Source organism: Bradyrhizobium sp. HKCCYLS20291 (genome assembly GCF_051167715.1).
Classification (GTDB): Bacteria; Pseudomonadota; Alphaproteobacteria; order Rhizobiales; family Xanthobacteraceae; genus Bradyrhizobium.
This window is the reverse complement of sequence record NZ_JBNPTO010000008.1, coordinates 95,322-113,168: the sequence shown is the minus strand read 5'-3', so window position 1 is coordinate 113,168 and position 17,847 is coordinate 95,322. Positions and strand designations below refer to the sequence as shown.

General features: G+C 66.3%; 15 protein-coding genes and 1 pseudogene. 8 read left to right on the top strand and 8 right to left on the bottom strand.

What is annotated here, in order from left to right; translation table 11 throughout:
* Positions 1–107: 107 nt before the first annotated feature.
* The 4 genes from ACQR07_RS19380 (at position 108) to ACQR07_RS19365 (ending at position 4,855) form a co-directional block, all read left to right on the top strand.
* Positions 108–1,097: an ABC transporter ATP-binding protein gene (locus tag ACQR07_RS19380; RefSeq protein ID WP_434903789.1), complete on the top strand. Its 990-nt coding sequence runs from the start codon at positions 108–110 to the stop codon at positions 1,095–1,097.
* A complete protein-coding gene (locus ACQR07_RS19375; protein ID WP_434903788.1) occupies positions 1,094–2,071 on the top strand; it encodes an ABC transporter ATP-binding protein in 978 nt (325 codons plus the stop codon). The genes ACQR07_RS19380 and ACQR07_RS19375 overlap by 4 nt, the downstream gene beginning before the upstream one ends.
* 435 nt (positions 2,072–2,506) lie before the next feature.
* Positions 2,507–2,878 carry a tRNA-binding protein gene (locus ACQR07_RS19370; protein WP_434903787.1) on the top strand — a complete coding sequence of 124 codons (372 nt, stop codon included), beginning with the start codon at positions 2,507–2,509 and terminating at the stop codon, positions 2,876–2,878.
* A gap of 21 nt (positions 2,879–2,899) precedes the next feature.
* The gene (locus ACQR07_RS19365) at positions 2,900–4,855 is read left to right on the top strand and encodes an alpha amylase C-terminal domain-containing protein (protein ID WP_434903969.1); all 1,956 of its coding nucleotides are present in this window, start codon (positions 2,900–2,902) and stop codon (positions 4,853–4,855) included.
* A gap of 712 nt (positions 4,856–5,567) precedes the next feature.
* On the opposite strand, the gene ACQR07_RS19360 is transcribed toward ACQR07_RS19365, so the two are convergent.
* Positions 5,568–6,497: a sugar kinase gene (locus ACQR07_RS19360; protein ID WP_434903786.1), complete on the bottom strand. Its 930-nt coding sequence runs from the start codon at positions 6,495–6,497 to the stop codon at positions 5,568–5,570.
* Positions 6,484–7,521, bottom strand: coding sequence for an SPFH domain-containing protein (locus ACQR07_RS19355; RefSeq protein ID WP_434903785.1), 1,038 nt, complete (start codon positions 7,519–7,521; stop codon positions 6,484–6,486). The genes ACQR07_RS19360 and ACQR07_RS19355 overlap by 14 nt, the downstream gene beginning before the upstream one ends.
* 109 nt (positions 7,522–7,630) lie before the next feature.
* On the opposite strand from ACQR07_RS19355, the gene ACQR07_RS19350 reads away from it, so the two are divergent.
* Positions 7,631–8,383, top strand: coding sequence for an NUDIX hydrolase (locus ACQR07_RS19350; protein ID WP_434903784.1), 753 nt, complete (start codon positions 7,631–7,633; stop codon positions 8,381–8,383).
* A gap of 91 nt (positions 8,384–8,474) precedes the next feature.
* Here ACQR07_RS19350 and ACQR07_RS19345 read toward each other — a convergent pair.
* Positions 8,475–9,050 (bottom strand): annotated as a pseudogene (locus ACQR07_RS19345) (hypothetical protein).
* Positions 9,051–9,499: 449 nt separating this feature from the next.
* Between ACQR07_RS19345 and ACQR07_RS19340 the strand changes: the two are divergent.
* Positions 9,500–10,726, top strand: a complete 1,227-nt coding sequence (locus tag ACQR07_RS19340) for a CaiB/BaiF CoA transferase family protein (RefSeq protein WP_434903783.1) — start codon at positions 9,500–9,502, stop codon at positions 10,724–10,726.
* A 163-nt stretch (positions 10,727–10,889) separates the two neighbouring features.
* Here the strand turns inward: ACQR07_RS19340 and ACQR07_RS19335 are convergent, their stop codons facing one another.
* Complete coding sequence (locus ACQR07_RS19335) at positions 10,890–11,120, bottom strand: hypothetical protein (RefSeq protein WP_434903782.1); 231 nt, start codon at positions 11,118–11,120, stop codon at positions 10,890–10,892.
* A 27-nt stretch (positions 11,121–11,147) separates the two neighbouring features.
* Positions 11,148–11,819 (bottom strand): TetR/AcrR family transcriptional regulator, encoded by a 672-nt coding sequence (locus ACQR07_RS19330; protein WP_434903781.1) that lies wholly within the window; start codon positions 11,817–11,819, stop codon positions 11,148–11,150.
* Positions 11,820–12,035: 216 nt separating this feature from the next.
* On the opposite strand from ACQR07_RS19330, the gene ACQR07_RS19325 reads away from it, so the two are divergent.
* Positions 12,036–13,271 (top strand): acyl-CoA dehydrogenase family protein, encoded by a 1,236-nt coding sequence (locus ACQR07_RS19325; protein WP_434864641.1) that lies wholly within the window; start codon positions 12,036–12,038, stop codon positions 13,269–13,271.
* A gap of 149 nt (positions 13,272–13,420) precedes the next feature.
* Positions 13,421–14,479, top strand: a complete 1,059-nt coding sequence (locus tag ACQR07_RS19320; protein ID WP_434903780.1) for a phosphotransferase family protein — start codon at positions 13,421–13,423, stop codon at positions 14,477–14,479.
* A gap of 134 nt (positions 14,480–14,613) precedes the next feature.
* On the opposite strand, the gene ACQR07_RS19315 is transcribed toward ACQR07_RS19320, so the two are convergent.
* From ACQR07_RS19315 to ACQR07_RS19305, 3 genes are all read right to left on the bottom strand, one after another.
* Positions 14,614–14,898, bottom strand: a complete 285-nt coding sequence (locus ACQR07_RS19315; RefSeq protein WP_434903779.1) for a hypothetical protein — start codon at positions 14,896–14,898, stop codon at positions 14,614–14,616.
* 156 nt (positions 14,899–15,054) lie between these two features.
* On the bottom strand, positions 15,055–15,891 hold the full coding sequence (locus tag ACQR07_RS19310) for a hypothetical protein (protein WP_434903778.1): 837 nt from the start codon (positions 15,889–15,891) through the stop codon (positions 15,055–15,057).
* A gap of 1,098 nt (positions 15,892–16,989) precedes the next feature.
* Positions 16,990–17,775, bottom strand: a complete 786-nt coding sequence (locus ACQR07_RS19305) for an SDR family NAD(P)-dependent oxidoreductase (protein WP_434903777.1) — start codon at positions 17,773–17,775, stop codon at positions 16,990–16,992.
* Positions 17,776–17,847 lie beyond the last annotated feature (72 nt).

Sequence of the window (17,847 nt, the reverse complement as noted above, 5' to 3'; positions counted from 1 at the left end):
ACGCGCGCCCCGGAACGACGTGGGGAGAGAGCGGGGCATGCCACTGACTCAACGAGACTGAGCGAGCTCATCTGCGACCACGAGTCCAACGTCCCGGAGCTCACCTGATGCCGCTGCTCGAGGTCGAGAATCTCCAGGTTCATTTCCGCACGCCGACCGGCATCAACCGGGCCGTCGACGGCGTGTCGTTCCACGTCAATCCGGGCGAGACGCTCGCCATCGTCGGCGAGTCCGGCTGCGGCAAGTCGGTCACCTCGATGTCGATGATGCGTCTCATCCCGGAGCCGCCGGGCAAGATCGCAGGGTCCATCAAGCTCGAGGGCCGGGACATCCTGTCGCTGTCCGATCGCGAGATGCGCGCGCTCCGCGGCAACGACATCTCGATGATCTTCCAGGAGCCGATGACGAGCCTCAATCCGGTGCTGACGGTCGGCCGCCAGATCGGCGAGACGCTGCGGCTGCATCAGGGCCTCGACCGCGACGCCGCCGAGAAACGCGCCGTCGAGATGCTCTCCCTCGTCGGCATCCCCGAGCCTATCAGGCGCGTCCGCGAATATCCGCATCAGCTGTCCGGCGGCATGCGCCAGCGCGTGATGATCGCCATGGCGCTGGCCTGCAATCCAAAGCTTCTGATCGCGGACGAGCCGACCACCGCGCTTGACGTCACCATCCAGGCGCAGATCCTCAAGCTGATGCTGGAATTGAAACAGCGCGTCGGCGCCGCGATCATCCTGATCACGCATGATCTCGGCGTCGTCGCCGAAGTCGCCGAGCGGGTGATGGTGATGTATGCGGGACGCAAGGTCGAGGAAGCGCCGGTGAGGGAGCTGTTCCGCTCGCCGCGCCATCCCTATACGCAAGGCCTGCTCGGCGCGCTGCCCAAGCTCGGCTCGTCGCTGTCGGGCGAGACCAAGCGCCTCGCGGAAATTCCCGGCCAGGTGCCTGACCTCAAGCAGCGCATCGACGGTTGCGTCTTTGCCGGCCGCTGCGCGCTGGCGACCGACCTCTGTCGGCAATATGCACCAGGCCTGGAGCAGAAGGCCGCGCATCACATCGCCGCCTGTCATTTCGCCGCCAAGGAGCAGGCCGCCGCATGACCATGCCGCTGCTCCAGGTCAACGACCTCAAGAAGCATTTCCCGATTCGCAGCGGCCTGTTCGGGCGCAGCAAGAGTCGCGTCCACGCCGTCGACGGCGTGTCGTTCGAGATCGCGCGCGGCGAGACGCTGTCGCTGGTCGGCGAATCCGGCTGCGGCAAGTCCACCGTCGGTCGCGCCATTCTCAGGCTGTTCGACGTCACCGCCGGCCAGATCGTGCTCGACGGCCAGCGCATCGACGATCTCGCCCCGGGCTCACTGCGCGACATGCGCCGCCGCGTCCAGGTCGTGTTCCAGGACCCGTTCTCCAGCCTCAACCCGCGGATGCGGATCCGCGACATCCTCGCCGAGCCGATCCGCAATTTTGGCCTCGCCAATGATGCCGCCGAGCTCAATGCGCGCATCGCCGAGCTGATGGACATCGTCCGGTTGCCGCGCGATGCGGTCAATCGCCGCCCGCACGAATTCTCCGGCGGCCAGCGCCAGCGCATCGGCATCGCGCGGGCGCTCGCGGCCAAGCCCGAGCTGATCGTCTGTGATGAGGCGGTGTCGGCACTCGACGTTTCCGTCAAGGCGCAGATCGTCAACCTGCTGCAAGACCTGCAGCGCGAGTTCGGCCTCGCGCTGCTGTTTATCAGCCACGACCTCGCCATCGTCGAGCACATGACCCACCGCGTCGCCGTGATGTATCTCGGCCGCATCGTCGAGATCGCCCCACGCCGGCAGATTTTCGCATCCCCCGGGCATCCCTACACCAAAGCGCTGCTCTCAGCCGTCCCGATCCCCGAACCCGGCGCCGAGCGCTCGCCGATCATTCTGAAAGGCGACGTGCCGAGCCCGGTCAACCCGCCGAAGGGCTGCCGCTTCCACACGCGATGCCCGCTCGCTTTCGACCGCTGTCGCAGCGAAGTGCCGGAGCTGCGCTTGAAGGGCGAGGAGCAGTGGGTGGCGTGTCACCTGGAGAACCCAGCGTAGTTCGCGTCGCGGCTCTGGTCCCGTCGTCCTCGCATCATCCTCCGCCGTCGTCCCGGGCAAGCCACGCCGGCGCGAAGCGGCGGTGGGGCGCTGACCCGGGACCCATAATCCGTGACGGTTGTTGGCTTGCGCAAGTCGGGCGATCTCGTGTCACGACATCGTCCTGTGGTTATGGATCCCGGCGTTCGCCGGGATGACGGCGGGGGTGTGGAGGCAGCGGATTTCTTCGGAGAAAGCTGCGGTAGGTGCCTTTTCGCCTGCGACCCATCCGCCACACCGTCCCGGCCAATCGTCGGCAGCGGCCCGCCGTCCCCAGGGGGGTGCATTGTCAGCGCTCAACCCGGCGACTAGAAATTGATCTGGTTGAGGAATCTCCAATTCGCCGTGCTGGGACCCGTGCTCCGGCCGGCCTGTCCCGCGTTCGATGAGGCCGCCATGCATCTTGCCCATGATCCCACGGCACCCCCGGCAGCCCCGATCAGCTTCGACCAGTTCCTGGCCGTCGACATCCGCGTCGGCACCATCGTCGCCGCCGAGCCCTATCCGGAGGCGCGGAAACCGTCGCTGAAGCTCACGATCGACTTCGGGCCGGGCATCGGCACCCGGCGTTCCAGCGCGCAGATCGCCTCGCTCTATGACCCGGCCACCCTGGTCGGCCGCCAGGTCGCGGGTGTCGTCAACTTCCCGCCGCGGCAGATCGGCAAGTTCATGTCGGAGGTGCTGACGCTCGGCTTTCCCGATGAACAGGGCAACGTCGTGCTGTTCCAGCCCGACAAGCGCGTGCCGAACGGCGCGCGGCTGTTCTGAGCGGGGGGCGATACCGTGGATATGCTGCTGGAACCTGTTACGCTGCCGCCATTCCCTGACGGATTGAGGATTTCGCTGCGGCAGATGCATCTTCTCCAGGCTCCCATGGGCGGCACCCTGGTGACCGGCGGCGCCACGTTCCGCGTGTTCGCTCCGCATGCCAAGGCGGTCTACGTCTCCGGCCCGTTCAACGACTGGGCGCAGGATGCGAGCTGCCGTCTGGCGCCGATCGGCAACGGGCATTGGGCGGTGTTCATCCCCGGCCTGACGGACGGCGATGCCTACATGTATTTCGTCGAGGGCGAGGGCACCTCGGGCTACAAGCGCGATCCGCATGCGCGGCTGCTCACGGTCGATCCGCCGTTTCCCCAGTCACATTCCGTGCTGCGCAATCCCGCTGCGTTTCCCTGGCATGATGCGGACTACACGCCGCCGCCCAACAACGAGCTGGTGATCTATCAGCTTCACGTCGGGACCTTCGACATGAAGGCCGGCAATCCCGACGGCTGCTTCTTCGATGTCATCGAACGCGTGCCGCATCTGGCAAAGCTCGGCATCAACGCCATCGAGCTGCTGCCGGTGCAGGAATTCCCGTCCATGTTCAGCATGGGCTACAACGGCACCGACCTGTTCAGCCCGGAGACCGACTACGGCGAGGCCGAAGCGGCGCATCTTGCGGCCTACTTCGCGCGCACCAATGCAATCCTCGCCGCCGCGGGCGCCATGCCTTACCCTGATGTCGGCATGGTCAGGCATTGCGACGACCAGCTGCGCGCGCTGATCGATGTCTGCCATGTCCACGGCATCGCCGTGCTGTTCGACGTCGTCTACAACCATGCCGGCGGCGGCTTTGACGAGAACAGCATCTGGTTCTTCGACCGCCAGGCCTATGGCGATCCCAACCGCAGCCTGTATTTCACCGATCAGGGCTGGGCCGGCGGGCAGGTGTTTGCCTATTGGAATGCCGACGTGCGGCAGTACCTCGTCGACAACGCCATCATGCTCTATCGCGAGTATCATGCCGACGGCCTGCGCTTCGACGAGGTCAGCGTGATGGACCGCTTCGGCGGCTGGGCGACCTGCCAGCAGCTCACCGAGGCGCTGCGGGCCGAGAAGCCGGACGCGATCCAGATCGCGGAATACTGGCCGGTCAATCCATGGGTGGTGCGGGACATCGCCAAGGGCGGCGCCGGCTTCGATGCGACCTGGAGCGACGGCTTGCGGCTCGCCGTGCGCGGCGCCGTCGCCAGCGCCGCCGGCGGTGCGGGCGCTCAGGTCGCGATGCAGCCGATCGCCGCGGCGATCGCCGATCTCAGCCTCGACAAGCGCTGGTGCGCCGTCAACTCGATCGAGAACCACGATATCGTCTATGCCGGTCGCGAGCCGCGCATCTCGCGTCTTGCCGATCCCATCGACAGCCGCTGCTGGTACGCGCGCAGCCGCTGCCGCGTCGCCACCGGCCTGCTCCTGACCGCGCCGGGCATCCCGATGCTGTTCATGGGCCAGGAGCTGTTCGAGGACCGGCCATGGAGCGACACGCCGAGTCTGGACACCACGATCCAATGGGCGCTGCTCGACGGCGACGACAAGATCACCGCGGACGCGATGCGCTTCACGTCGGAACTGATCGCCATCCGCCGCACCCATCCGGCGCTGACGGCAGAAGGCTGCGCCATCGTCCACGTCCACGACGCCAACCGCGTGCTCGCCTTCCACCGCTGGGACGGCCAGGGCGACGACGTCATGGTGATCGTCAGCCTGAACGAAACGCCCTGGCGCGACTACGCGATCGGCTTTCCGGCCGGCGGCACCTGGCACGAGGTGTTCAACAGCGACGTCTATGACAATTGGGTCAATCCGGGCGTCGTCGGGAATAACGGTGCGGTGAATGCGAACGGCCCGGCACTGCACGGCCAGCCCAGCTCGGCCATGGTGACAATTCCTGCGAATGGCGTGCTGGTGTTTGCCAAGAAATGAGAGCGCAGGGTGGGCAAAGGCGTAGCCGTGCTCTCTCCACGAACGAGATCGCAGAAGCGCCGTGCCCACCATTCTTGCTGATGAGCGCGGATCGACGGTGGGCACGCTGCCGCCTTCGGCGGCCGCTTTGCCCACCCTACGCTAGCGTCGTTCACGGGCGAACGGCGCCCGGTCCGATGGCGAGGGTCTTGACGAGCTTACGATCGCCGGAGGTGTCACCGAACAAGCCATGGGCTGCCGTCCAGGACAAATCGGAAGCATCCGATCGACCCCCAGAATTTGAGGGCACGACGGTCACGAGGCGTATGGTCGGCACCTGCTCGCCTTCGTGCTTCCAGGCTTTCGTCGGCCTGTCCACCGCAGGCCACATCAAGACGCCCCAAAGCGAAGCCAGCGCGAGCCCTGCCACCAAGAGAAGGCCTCTGCGAGAAAGTGATGCCATGGCCGCGACTCCGCACTGAAATACTCGTGCTTTCTTCGAGCCTAGCAGACCGGGCTCGACAAGTCCCGCGCTGCGGGGGGGGCGACCGTCTCTCCACCGTCATTGCGAGCGCAGCGAAACAATCCAGGGTGGTGGGCGGGACTCTGGATTGCTTCGCTGCGCTCGCAATGACGTGGTGAGAGCATCGCGCGCTCGGCGGATTGAGCCGTGGGATGCGAACTACACGATCAATCGTGCCTGGCGTTCGGCAATCCCGATTGCGGCCCCATCTCAAACAATGAGGCGCCCTCGGCGCTCCGCGATTCCGATCACTGCTTCTGTCCCCGCATTGAAATCGAGATTGTCCGCCTCGATGCCATCCGAGAAGATCACGCCACTCTCCGGCATCAGCGAACGCAGGCGCAAGGTCTCGCTTCCATTCAGGCCGCCGCAGACCAGTGAGGTCTGCGACGTCCTGCTCGGGAACGGCTCGCGCACCGCGAAGCGAAGCTTGCGGGCATCCCAGGGCAGGGCGGTGTAGTCGCCGTCGCCGTGGCCGCCATAGCTGCCGGCGATGGCCAGCGCGCCGGTGACGATGCTCTTGAACCAGGCGGTCGAGCCGAGCCCCGTTGCCACGATCAGTCCGCTCGACGATTGCCGCTCATGGGCCTCGCGCGTCGCGATCTCGTAGCGCGCCGACACATGCGTGCGTGCGCCGATGAAGAGGTCGTTGACGGCGTGGAGCACCTGGCCGTCGGCGAGGCTGGCGCGCGCCATGGTCACCGCCTTCGCCGCGCGCTTGTCGGCGGCGACCTCCGGCAGCAGCGCAGCAAGATCGGCCGGCGCGAACGGCAGCAGCACGCCATCATGGCGGGCGGCATCCGGGTTGAGGCCAAGCAGCGGCTGGCCGTCGAGATATTTCATGGTGTTGGCGACGAGGCCGTCGGGGCCCAGCGCCGCTACGATGTCGGCCGGGCCGAAGATGAAGTTCGGCAGGAAGCCGCGGTCGACGATCTGGTAGCGGCCCCAGCGCTCCAGCGTCTGCGTCGCCGTGGCGCGCGCGGCCTGGTAGGCCGCGTGCTCGCGTTCGTAGTCGGAGAAGTCGGCGCCGAGATGCTCGACATAGAAGCGGGCCTGGTCGGCGGTGAGGAATTTTGCGATCAGCTCCTCCAGCCGCGTTCTCCTGGTGACCAGCACCACCTTGCGGTCATTGCCGGACACGAGCAGCCTCCGCGGGCTTCTGCATCAGGCTGTTCAACAGCTCCGGCGAGACGTTGAGCTGCCCGATCTTCTCGGCCTTTTCGGCGAGGCCGGAGAACGCCTGCGCGATCAGCTGGCCCGGCTGCATGCCGGTCGCGGCGAGTGCCTGGATGACGCGGGTGTCGACGCCCTCGAAGATCTTCATCAGCGCGCCGACGCGATAGGCTTCGGCATCGGCCAGCGTGCGGGTGTTGGCCGCATTCAGCGACACGAAATCCTTGCGCCTGGCCTCCAGCCCGATGTCGGCGACCATGCCGGCCTCGCGCAGCTCATTCTTTTTCGCCGCGACGCTGGCCTCAGCATCCATCTGCGTCTCGCGGATGGAGCGCTTCTTCTGCTCGACGGCGATCTCGGTATCGAGCTCGCTCTCGCGGATCGCCCGCTCGCGTTCGACGGCGAAGTTGCGCCGCGCGAAGATGGCCTCGTCAGCCGTCTTCAGGATCGCCTCGCGTGCCTCGGCTTCCAGCGCCTTGGCCGTCTCCGGCGTCGGCTTCACCGCGCGGACGGCGACGCCGAGGATGTCCAGGCCGAGCGCATCGATGTCGGCGCGGCGCTGCAAGCCCGTCGCGATCGCTTCCGCGATGCGGTCGGAGGCACGCAGCGCTTCCTTCAGGGTCATGTCCTTGACCGCCTGCTGCGCCAGCACCTCGACGGCGCCGAGCACGCGCTGCGGCAGCTCCTCCGGGTCATCCGACTCGTATGTCTTGCCGTCGCGCTTGAGCGTGAAGTTCAGCATCGCCGCCGCCTTCTTCGGCTCGCCGATGCGGTAGGTGACCTGGCCCTGGATCGTCAGCGTCTGAAAGTCGCGGGCGATCTGCTGGAAGATGAAGCTGGCGTCGCGGCTGCCGATGGGGATCGCGACCAGCGACGTGGCAGGCCCGTAATAGAAAGTGGAGAGACCAGCGCCTTCCTCGACCACGCTGCCGGCGCGGTACTTCAGCAGGTAGGTGGTGGGCTGGGCCTTGATGAAACGCATGCCGAACATGGTGGCCTCCTGTCGTTCTGGTACATAAGTGTGTCACACCAACTAAGTAAGTTGGACAGTACAACTAAGTGTGCTAGTGTCAAGGGGCAAAACGGCAGGGGCGGACGGTATGGCAGGACGGCAGGGACAGGGCGTCGGAGCGGGGGACAGGGCCGCCGTGACGCGGAGCGGGCTGGATTTCCCGCGGCCGTTGACCACGGTCGACATCGTCATCTTCACGATCCGCCAGGACGCGCTGCACGTGCTGCTGGTGCGCCGCGGTCACGGCGACGGCGAGCCGTTCCCGGACGCCTTCGCGCTCCCCGGCGGCTTCGTCGATGTCGACAAGGATGCCGATCTCGCAGCCTGCGCCCGCCGCAAGCTCGCCGAGAAGACCGGGGTGGTCAGTCCCTATCTGGAACAGCTCGGCAGCTGGGGCAGCGCCACGCGCGACCCGCGCGGCTGGTCGGCGACGCATGCCTATTTCGCGCTGCTGTCAGCGTCAGCCGCTGACGCGTCGCTCGCGGCCGATGCGCAATGGTTTCCGCTCGAGGGCACCGGTGTGAAGCCGAAGCTTGCCTTCGACCATCAGGAGATCCTGCAGGCGGCCGTGCAGCGGCTGCGCAACAAGGTCGAGTACACCTCGCTGCCGGCCTATCTCATGCCCGCGGAGTTCACCTTGCCCGAGCTGCAGCGGACCTATGAGATCGTGCTGGATCGCCCGCTGGAGAAGAGCGCCTTCCGCACCCGCATGCTGTCGGCCGACCTGATCGAGCCGATCGACAGGATGCGCAAGGGCCCGAACCGGCCGGCGCAGCTCTATCGCCTCAAGCCGGCGGCGGCGCCGGTGTATTTCGCCCGGACGTTCAACGCGCCGGAGTGAGATGAGCGTCCGGCCGGGGGCTGGGAAGCATGCCGGCCGGACGCTTCAGTGCCGCGGCAGGGGGCCGCGTCACCATTCGCTGACGTCATGATCAGGCCGAGAAATCCACCACCAGCGACTTGCTGGTCGCGCTCGACGAGCTGCTGCCGCTGGCGCTGTAGGACGACGTCGTGCTGTTCGAGCTCTGCAGCGCCTCGAGCAGCTTCTTCAGCAACTCCTCGACCTGCGACGCGGAGGACGACGATGACGACGACGACGAGGTGCTCGAGGTGGTGTCGCTGCTCGAGTCGTCGCTCGGCGGAGGACCGGGCGGCGGACCGCCGGCGCCACCGGCCCCACCCGGGCCGCCGGAGAAGGCGTTGGCGAATACGTTCTTCAGCTCGCTCGCCTGGTCGGAGGTGAGCTTGCCGCTGTCGACCTCGCTCTGGATCAGATCGTCGATCTTCGACTGCATCTCGTCGGGCGACGGCGGCTTGCTGGCGCTCGTGGACGAAGACGAACTGCTGCTGCCGCCCTTCAAGGCGGAATCGATGTCGTCGAGCGCCGACGACAGCGCGGTCTGGTCGGTCGAGCTGACCTTGCCGGCCTAGACTTCCTTGGTCAGTTCCTGCTTGAGCAGGTCGAGCGGCGAAAAGCCGCTCATCGAGGAGGCAGAGATCGACGTCATGGCATGCTCCGAAGGTTGCGACATCAAACCTGCCTCCAGGTGTGATCGTGATGCTTAACGGCTGCTTGTTCCCTGTTTCCCGATGTGTCTGGACTGCGGCCGCACACAAAACGAAGCAAGAAAGTCGGCGCTCATGCCGGCGGAACTGGCGGCCATCGCCGCCCGCCCCACCACCGCTGTCATTCCGGGGCGCGCGTAAGCGCGAGCCCGGAATCCATTGCTCCGCGCGTTCTGCCGCCCGATGGATTCCGGGCTCGTGCTGCGCACGCCCCGGAATGACGCCGTCATTTGGAGCGGCAGCCGCGTGCTCCGGCCTCCCGGCCCGCTACGGCAAGGCGGCATGCCGCCAGCGCAGTGCTCGAAGCCGCGAAATGGTGTATCCGCGGGTGACAGGCGGCGCGCCATCGCGCGGCAATCCGCCACAAGGAATAAGCTCCCGGAGGAACTCCATGTCGGCCCTGCCGCTGTCTGGCATCAAGATTCTCGATCTCACCCGCGTGCTGGCCGGACCGTTGTCCGCCCAGATGCTGGCCGATCTCGGCGCCGAGGTGATCAAGATCGAGCGCCCGGGCACCGGCGACGATGCGCGCGCCTTCGGCCCACCCTATCTCCGGGATCCCGACGGCAAGGCCAACAACAACAACTCGTTCTACATCTGCGCCAACCGCAACAAGAAGTCGGTCACGGTCAATATCGCAAGCCCCGAAGGGCAGGAGATCATCCGCGCGCTGGCGAAAGACTGCGACGTCTTCATGGAGAACTACAAGGTCGGCGACCTCAAGCGCTACGGCCTGGATTACGAGGCCATCAAGGCGGTCAATCCGGATGTGATCTATTGCTCGGTGACGGGCTTCGGCCAGACCGGCCCGTATGCACCGCGCGCCGGCTATGATGCGATCTTCCAGGCCATGGGCGGCCTGATGAGCGTCACCGGCCACATGGACGGCGAGCCCGGGGCAGGGCCGATGAAGGTCGGCCCGTCGATCGTCGACTACATGACCGGCATGAACACCTCGATCGGCATCCTCTCGGCGCTGTATCACCGCGACGTCAATGGCGGCGGCGGCCAGCATGTCGACGTCTGCCTGTTCGACACGGTGATCGCCTCGCTGTCGCACTACGCCCAGATCTTCCTGGTCAACGGCAAGTCGCCGCCGCGCCGCGGCACCTGGGGCAATGGCGGCATGCCGGCCGGCGTGTTCCGCTGCACCGACGGCGAATTGATGCTGGTGGTCGGCAATGACGCGCAGTTCGCGCGCACCTGCGCCGTGCTCGGCTCGCCCGAGCTCGCCACGGACCCCAAGTTCCTCAAGAACAACGACCGCGTCGTCAACGGCAAGGAGATCATGGCGATCTTCGCCGGCCTGTTCCTGAAGAGCTCGGTCGCGCATTGGCTGGAGGAGCTGGAGAAGGCGGGTGTGCCGTGCGGCCCGGTCAACGATTTCGCCCACGTGTTCGCCGATCCGCATGTCCGCTCGCGCGGCATGGAGGTCAAGGTCGAGCACCCGTTCGAGCCGCAGCTGTCGGTGATCCGCAACGCGCTGACCTTCTCGGGCACCCCGATCACCGACTACCGCGCCCCGCCGCTGCTCGGCGAGCATACGCAGGACGTGCTGTCGTCGATCGGCTACGACGAAGCGAAGATCGCGTCGCTGAAGCAGCAGGGCGTGGTGTAGGGCGCGACGATCACGACACCCTCCGGTGTCGTCCCGGCGAACGCCGGGACCCATAACCACCGGCCGCTCTATTGAGCCTCGATCTCTCCCCGCGTGCCTCAAGACGGATCACGCGGTATGGGTCCCGGCGTTCGCCGGGACGACTCGTGGGAAGAGTGTGCCTCTAGTTGTGGCGGCGATGGTGCCGCTTCGCTTTGGGTCGGTGATGGCGAGGCTCTGCCACCAACGGCGCCGGCGCCCCCAATTGCTGCCGCGATTCCTGCAGGCGGCGCTGATAGCCGGGTGAGTTCATGATGTTGGCGGCGGCGCCGCGCGCCAGCGCCGACTCGCTGGCCGTCAGCAGCGCGAGCGCTGCGACGGCGAGTGCGAGGGCGAATTGCGGACGCTGCGTCATCTGCCGGCTCCGTCTCCGATGCGAAGGCTAGCGCGCCGCGCGCGCGCCGACCCTGGCCGGTGACTTTGCCGCCTGATCGCGCGTGGTCAAGCCGAGCACGGCGCCGCGCACCACGCGGTCGATCACATCCTCGACATCGTCGAGATCGCATTGGCCATCCGAAAGCTTGGTCAGCCGCTCGCTCTCGCGGATCGTGTGGTGCGCCATCGCCAGCGCAAAATGCAGCCCCCAGAACAGGTCGACCTCCGAGCTGTCCGGCAGTGCGCGCGCCATCGCCGCGGCGAATTTGCGCAGATGGTCGATCTCCTTGTTCTTGATGCGGCGGATCGGCGGCACCGATTCGATCGAGGCGCGGATCATGAACTGCGCCACCGGCGAGCGCTGGTTCTCCGGCCCGAGGCAGCCGCGCAGGATCGGTGCGACGAGGGCGCGCAGGATGGCGCCGATCTCGGCGCGGCCGCCGCCTTCATCCTCCGCGGTGCGCAGCGCGTGCAGCCGCTCGCGGTTCAGCGCGATCGAGCGCGTCACGAACAATTCGGCGATCAGCTCGTCCTTGGAGCCGAAATGGTAGTTGACCGCGGCGAGGTTGACGTTGGCCTCGGCCACGATGTCGCGCAGCGTGACGTCGGAAAAGCCGCGCTCGGCGTAGAGCCGCTCGGCGGCGACGAGGATCGCAGTCCGGGTCTGATCGGTGGCCATGCCGTCCCCAGGGGAGTTGCGTTTCAAACAATTGTATGAAACTATTGTTTGAGACGGCCGGAATGTCAATCGTGGTGCTTCCGCGGGGCGACATTTCGGCGCTGCAGCGACGGGGCCCGCGAAATCGTGCCGCGCAAGATCGCTCTTGCGCTGACGCGGCGGGTGGATCGACACTGCGGCCAAAACACGTTCGAGGAAACGCTCAAGGAGAGTCCCATGGACTTCACGATGTCGGCGAAGCAGCAGGAATGGCTGGAGCGCGTGCGCAGCTTCATGACCAAGCATGTCCGCCCGGCGGTGCCGATCTACAAGCAGCAGGACGCCGAGGGCGATCGCTGGAAGGTGATCCCGATTCTCGAGGACCTGAAGGCGAAGGCGAAGGCGGAAGGCCTTTGGAACATGTTCATGCCGCCGTCACCGCACGAGGACGACGAGTTCCGCGGCGCCGGCCTGAGCAATCTCGAATACGCGCTGCTGTCGGAGGAGATGGGCCGCATCTCCTGGGCCTCCGAAGTGTTCAACTGCTCGGCGCCGGATACCGGCAACATGGAGGTGTTCATCCGCTACGGCACCAAGGAGCAGAAGCGCAAATGGCTGCGTCCCTTGATGGACGGCGAGATCCGCTCGGCCTTCCTGATGACTGAGCCGGCCGTGGCCTCGTCCGACGCCACCAACATCGAGACCCGCATCGATCGCGACGGTGATCACTACGTCATCAATGGCCGCAAATGGTGGTCGTCGGGCGTCGGTGACCCCCGCTGCAAGATCGCGATCCTGATGGGCAAGACCGATTTCGCAGCCGCCAAGCATCAGCAGCAGTCGCAGATCCTGGTGCCGCTCGACACCCCCGGCATCAAGGTCGAGAAGATGCTGCCGGTGTTCGGCTTCGACGACGCGCCGCACGGCCACGCCCAGGTGCTGCTCGAGAACGTCCGCGTGCCGAAGGAGAACATCCTGCTCGGCGAGGGCCGCGGCTTCGAGATCGCGCAGGGCCGGCTCGGCCCGGGCCGCATCCATCACTGCATGCGCACCATCGGCAAGGCCGAGGAGTCCTTGGAGAAGATGGTGCGCCGGCTGATGACGCGCTCCGCCTTCGGCAAGAAGATCATCGAGCATTCGGTCTGGGAGCAGCGCATCGGCGAGGCCCGCACCAACATCGAGATGTGCCGGCTGCTGTGCCTCAAGGCCGCCGACATGATGGACAAGGTGGGCAACAAGACCGCGCAGGGCGAGATCGCCATGATCAAGGTCGCAGCGCCGAACATGGCGCTGAAGATCATCGACGACGCCATCCAGGCCTACGGCGGCGCCGGCGTGTCGGACGATGCGGGTCTTGCCAAGGACTACGCCGGCATCCGCACGCTCAGGCTTGCCGACGGCCCGGACGAGGTGCACAACCGTGCCATCGCCCGGCTCGAGATGAAGAAATACGCCAACGAGCCGCGCCACTGAGCGTAGGTTCGTAGGGTGGGCAAAGCATCCGGCTGTGCGCGAAGCGCGCAGTCGGTTGCGTGCCCACCATTCTTGATCTCGCAGCAAGACGGTGGGCACTCTGCGCTTTGCCCACCCTACGTATTCAATACGACCAAAGGAGCCTCGTCGTGGCCGACGGCGTGAGAAAAGACGAAGACTTTTCCGGCACCAAGCCGGTCGAGGAGCGGCATCGCCTGGACGAGGCCAAGCTTGCCGCCTGGATGGCCGAGCATGTCGAGGGCTATGCCGGCCCGCTGACCGTGCTGCAGTTCAAGGGCGGCCAGTCCAACCCGACCTACCGGCTGAACACGCCGTCGCGCTCCTATGTGCTCAGACGAAAACCGTTCGGCAAGCTGCTGCCCTCGGCGCATGCGGTCGATCGCGAATTCCGCGTCATCGCCGCGCTCGGCAAGCAGGGCTTTCCGGTCGCCAAGGCCTACGCGCTGTGCACCGACGACGGCGTCATCGGATCCGCCTTCTACATCATGTCGATGGAGGAGGGCCGGGTGTTCTGGGATCCGACCCTGCCGCAGGTCGCGGCACCCGAGCGGCGCGCGATCTTCACCAGCAAGATCGAGACGCTGGCGAAGCTGCACGCCTACGATCCCGCCGCCATTGGCCTCGCCGATTTCGGCAAGCCCGGCAACTACTTTGCCCGCCAGGTCGACCGCTGGACCAAGCAGTACCGCGCCTCGGAAACCGAGCACCTGCCGGAGATGGAAAAGCTGATCGAATGGCTGCCGCGCACCTTGCCGACGCAGCAGCGCGTCTCGATCGTGCATGGCGACTACCGGCTCGACAACATGATCTTCCATGCATCAGAGCCGCGCGTCATCGCGGTGCTCGACTGGGAGCTGTCGACGCTCGGCGATCCCATGGCCGATTTCACCTATCTCTTGATGCAGTGGATCATGCCCGGCCTCGACGGTGTCGACCTCAAGGCGTTGAACATTCCGACCCTCGACGAGGCCGCGGCGATCTACGGTGGCGTCACCGGCACGGCAATGCCCGACCTCAACTGGTACTTCGCCTACAACCTGTTCCGCCTCGCCGGCATTCTCCAGGGCATCATCGGCCGCATCCGCGACGGCACCGCCGCCAACGACAAGGCGATCGAGTCGGTCAAGCGCATGGTGCCGATGACCAAGCAGGCCTGGGCCTACGCGCAGAAGGCGGGCGCGGTGTAGTCGCGCCGTCGCCGGCATGCGCGACTTGTGCGCCGGCGGAAACGAGTTGCGGGGGCAGCCGTCCCGCCAGTGAAGAAGCCCGGATGTCGTTTGCCATCCGGGCTGGTCTTAAGGCATTCCGCCACAGTCGGGGCTCAGCGGCCGCCGCCACCGCCACCGCCTCCACCACCGCCGCCGCCTCCACCCGCCATGGTCATCGCGCTGCTATAGCGCGGATCGCTCTGCTTCATGTAGGTGGGCGAGGTATCCCGATGGCGACGCGCAACCTGTTGCGGCGTTTCGATCGTTCCGCACCCTCCCCACGACACGACCTCACAGCGCCACAATTGGATCTCGCGTGCGCCGGCGCTGGTCGCGGCCGCGGCGGTGGCGGCGGCTCCGACCAAGGCGAGCAGGGCCAGTTTCGATAGTCCTGACATGTCTTCCATCCTTCGTTTGGCGAAGCCGGAATGGTCCGCTTGCGAGGTTCGACGAGGCCTCGGAGCAGCTGGTTCGAAGAATGGCAGCCGAAAAATCCCGCTCCGCACGGACCGCACGCTTGAACCCGATCGTCGCCCGCTGCGACGTGCTGTCGATCAGCCGCCGACGTTGCCGCGGGCTGGACCGAGCTGCAGATAAGCGATCGACAGGAAGCCTGCCGCGAGCGGCACGATCAGCAGCTGAACGACGTTGATCGTGCCCTGCAGCAGCAGCAGCGTTTGCGTCGACGGCAATACGGGGGCGGAGTCCTGGATGAGGATGGCGCGATAGATCATGGTCTGGACGCGGCCGAACACCGCGCATGGCAGCAGCACGCAGGCTGCGACGCAGAGCATCAGCCGCAGGAGGTTGCCGCGCGTCGCGTGCCATGATGCGGACAGGCCGAGGCCGTCGGCGCCGATGGCGCTCGCCGGCATCGCCAGACAGAGACGGCAGAGCAGCGCGAAGATGGCGAGCCTGACCAGCAGGGCAGGCAGCGCGAGCGCGATCAAACCTGCTTGGGTCATCGGACCCGCGAAGCTGGGGTCGGGGAGGAGATCGCTCAGCAGCAGCGGCAGCCACATCGGCAGCCACACCATCAGGCCGATGAGCACGGCGACCGCCGTGAAGCGCCAGAAATGGCTGGTGAGAAAATTGCCGAGGCTCGCGGCCGGTGCCTGGTCCAGGATCAGATAGCGATGCCAGGCGACGGCGATGCTGAACCCCGCAAGAACCACCACGAGTTGCGCCATGACGGTGATGGCAGTCGTGCCCACCGGGCCGAGCAGCCCGGCCATGCGCAGCGCCATGGCCGGTGCCGGCAGCAGCGCGCCCAGCACGAGCCACGGCCAGGCGATGCGCAGGATGGCACCGAAGCCGACCGCGTAGCGCGCATAGCTGCGGCGGATGGTGGGCCACGGCGGCAGGCGGGGGGAAGTCTGATCCGATGTCATCGTGTGAGTTCGGGCGGGGCATCCCGTCACGATACGACGGCGCTGGCACCAGCGCCAGCAACCGCGAGACGTGGCTCTGGATGGGCGTCGACGACTTGGCTATGTCTCGCGATGTTGCCCGACGCTGGCCAGGTTGGCGCTTCGCGATGGCCGCTTCGCGAAGTCGATGGCGCCCGTCGGGCAAATCGGTATGTCATGGTGAATGCGTCGTCGTTGTCGCGTCGAGGGACCGCGATGCCTGAAAACCGTGGTCGCCAGGAAAAATCTTCGCCAGCGTGATCAATGGGATCATCCGATCCACCCCATGCGGACGGAAGATTTGTCTTTCGTTTTTCCGGAATTCATGATTTGCTTGCGCCATCCCGTCTCACCGAAGAGAGGCGTTGCGCGCGATCGTCACGACACGCGAGGCGGGGAGGCGGTGGCCGCGGATTGCCGCAGCATGCCCTTCGGGTGTGCGGACGAACGGCGATGCGTGGACGCGAAGTCGTGTGGTCCTGACCTCCCGGTGCCGAGGTCAAGTTGACGCGAGCGCTCGTGCGCTGTGTCGATGACGGGGGCAATCAAGCCGGTCCCCGGGGAGAGCGCGAAGTAAGCGTTAAGACCATCGCGCAGGGAAGGCCGGGCGTTTCCGGCTGCACCTGTGGTTCCTGCCGCCTGCATTTTTTTCGCAGGCGGGCCGCAGGCGTCAGCCGACGCCTGGCCTTCCCTGCGCTCTCTGATGAAAGAGGGCGGTGAATTCAGCAGCACTCGGGCGCGAAGGCGCCGCGGGAGTGAATGTGCATGTTTGGACTCCGTCATTTCGAGCGATGCAGCTTGTCCACCATGGCCCGAAGGGCGACGGTGGAGGCAATCCAGGACGAAGGCGACGACTCTGGATCGCGCCGCTGTGCTCGCGATGACGGTCACAACAAACACTGTCATCCCGGCCAAGCATCGACAGCGCGAACGCGCTGGCGGTGCGCAGAGCCGGTATCCATACGCCGCAGCAGATGTGTTGGGCAAAAAGCCAATTGTCAGCCTGCCTCAAACCGCTCCCTGGGGGTATGGGTCCCGGCGTTCGCCGGGACGACACCGGTGTTTGGTGCGGCGGTCCGCCTAAATCGGCTTCCCCGCATACGGCATCGACGCCGTGAGGCCGCCGTCGACCGGGAAGGCCTGGCCGTTGACGTAGGAGGCTTCGTCGCTGGCGAGGAACAGGGCCATGGCGGCGATTTCGTGCGGCTGGCCGGCGCGCTTGAGCGGGTTGAGCTGGCCGATCTTGCCTTCGGTGCCGCGCTCCTTGGCGCCGTCGAAGATCGGCTTGGTCATGCCGGTCTCGATCAGGCCGGGACAGACGGCGTTGATGCGCACGCCGGTGCCGGACAGCGAGTAGGCCGTCGTCTGCACCAGGCTGATCACGCCGGCCTTGCTGGCCGCGTAGGGATGGCCCGAGGCGCCGGACTTCAGGCCGGCGACCGACGCCGTGCAGACGATGGCGCCGCGCTGCTGCCGCACCATGTGCGGCATCGCGTGCTTCACCGCGAGGAACGGGCCGATCAGATTGATGCGCAGGATCTCCTGCCAGTGCTCGACAGTCTGCTCGGCGATCGGCTTCAGCCCGCCGGAGATGCCGGCATTGGCCCAGATCACGTCGAGCTTGCCGTAGGTGGCGACCGCGCGATCGATGAAGCTGGAGACGTCGGCCTCGGACCCGGCATCGGCGATGACCGCTTCGGCAATGCCGCCCTGCTGCTTCACGAGCTCGACCGTCTCCTTGACGGCGTCGCTGCGATCGACTGCAATCAGTCGCGCGCCTTCTTTCGTGAACATCAAGGAAGCGGCGCGGCCGATGCCGCTGCCGGCGCCGGTGATGATGACGGATTTGCCTTCGAGGCGGCCCATGTTTCCTCCTGTTCGATTTGTGATCAGCTGCGTGCCGCGGAACGGAATTCAAACGTCGTTTCAAACGTGCTG

Bases quoted from the DNA above. Each gene is read 5' to 3' on its own strand.
- ACQR07_RS19365 (WP_434903969.1), top strand. From the start codon at position 2,900: ATGCTGCTGGAACCTGTTACGCTGCCGCCATTCCCTGACGGATTGAGG.
- ACQR07_RS19375 (WP_434903788.1), top strand. From the start codon at position 1,094: ATGACCATGCCGCTGCTCCAGGTCAACGACCTCAAGAAGCATTTCCCG.
- ACQR07_RS19315 (WP_434903779.1), bottom strand. From the start codon at position 14,898: ATGTCAGGACTATCGAAACTGGCCCTGCTCGCCTTGGTCGGAGCCGCC.
- ACQR07_RS19325 (WP_434864641.1), top strand. From the start codon at position 12,036: ATGGACTTCACGATGTCGGCGAAGCAGCAGGAATGGCTGGAGCGCGTG.
- ACQR07_RS19380 (WP_434903789.1), top strand. From the start codon at position 108: ATGCCGCTGCTCGAGGTCGAGAATCTCCAGGTTCATTTCCGCACGCCG.
- ACQR07_RS19355 (WP_434903785.1), bottom strand. From the start codon at position 7,521: ATGTTCGGCATGCGTTTCATCAAGGCCCAGCCCACCACCTACCTGCTG.
- ACQR07_RS19350 (WP_434903784.1), top strand. From the start codon at position 7,631: ATGGCAGGACGGCAGGGACAGGGCGTCGGAGCGGGGGACAGGGCCGCC.
- ACQR07_RS19335 (WP_434903782.1), bottom strand. From the start codon at position 11,120: ATGACGCAGCGTCCGCAATTCGCCCTCGCACTCGCCGTCGCAGCGCTC.
- ACQR07_RS19310 (WP_434903778.1), bottom strand. From the start codon at position 15,891: ATGACATCGGATCAGACTTCCCCCCGCCTGCCGCCGTGGCCCACCATC.
- ACQR07_RS19370 (WP_434903787.1), top strand. From the start codon at position 2,507: ATGCATCTTGCCCATGATCCCACGGCACCCCCGGCAGCCCCGATCAGC.
- ACQR07_RS19340 (WP_434903783.1), top strand. From the start codon at position 9,500: ATGTCGGCCCTGCCGCTGTCTGGCATCAAGATTCTCGATCTCACCCGC.
- ACQR07_RS19330 (WP_434903781.1), bottom strand. From the start codon at position 11,819: ATGGCCACCGATCAGACCCGGACTGCGATCCTCGTCGCCGCCGAGCGG.
- ACQR07_RS19305 (WP_434903777.1), bottom strand. From the start codon at position 17,775: ATGGGCCGCCTCGAAGGCAAATCCGTCATCATCACCGGCGCCGGCAGC.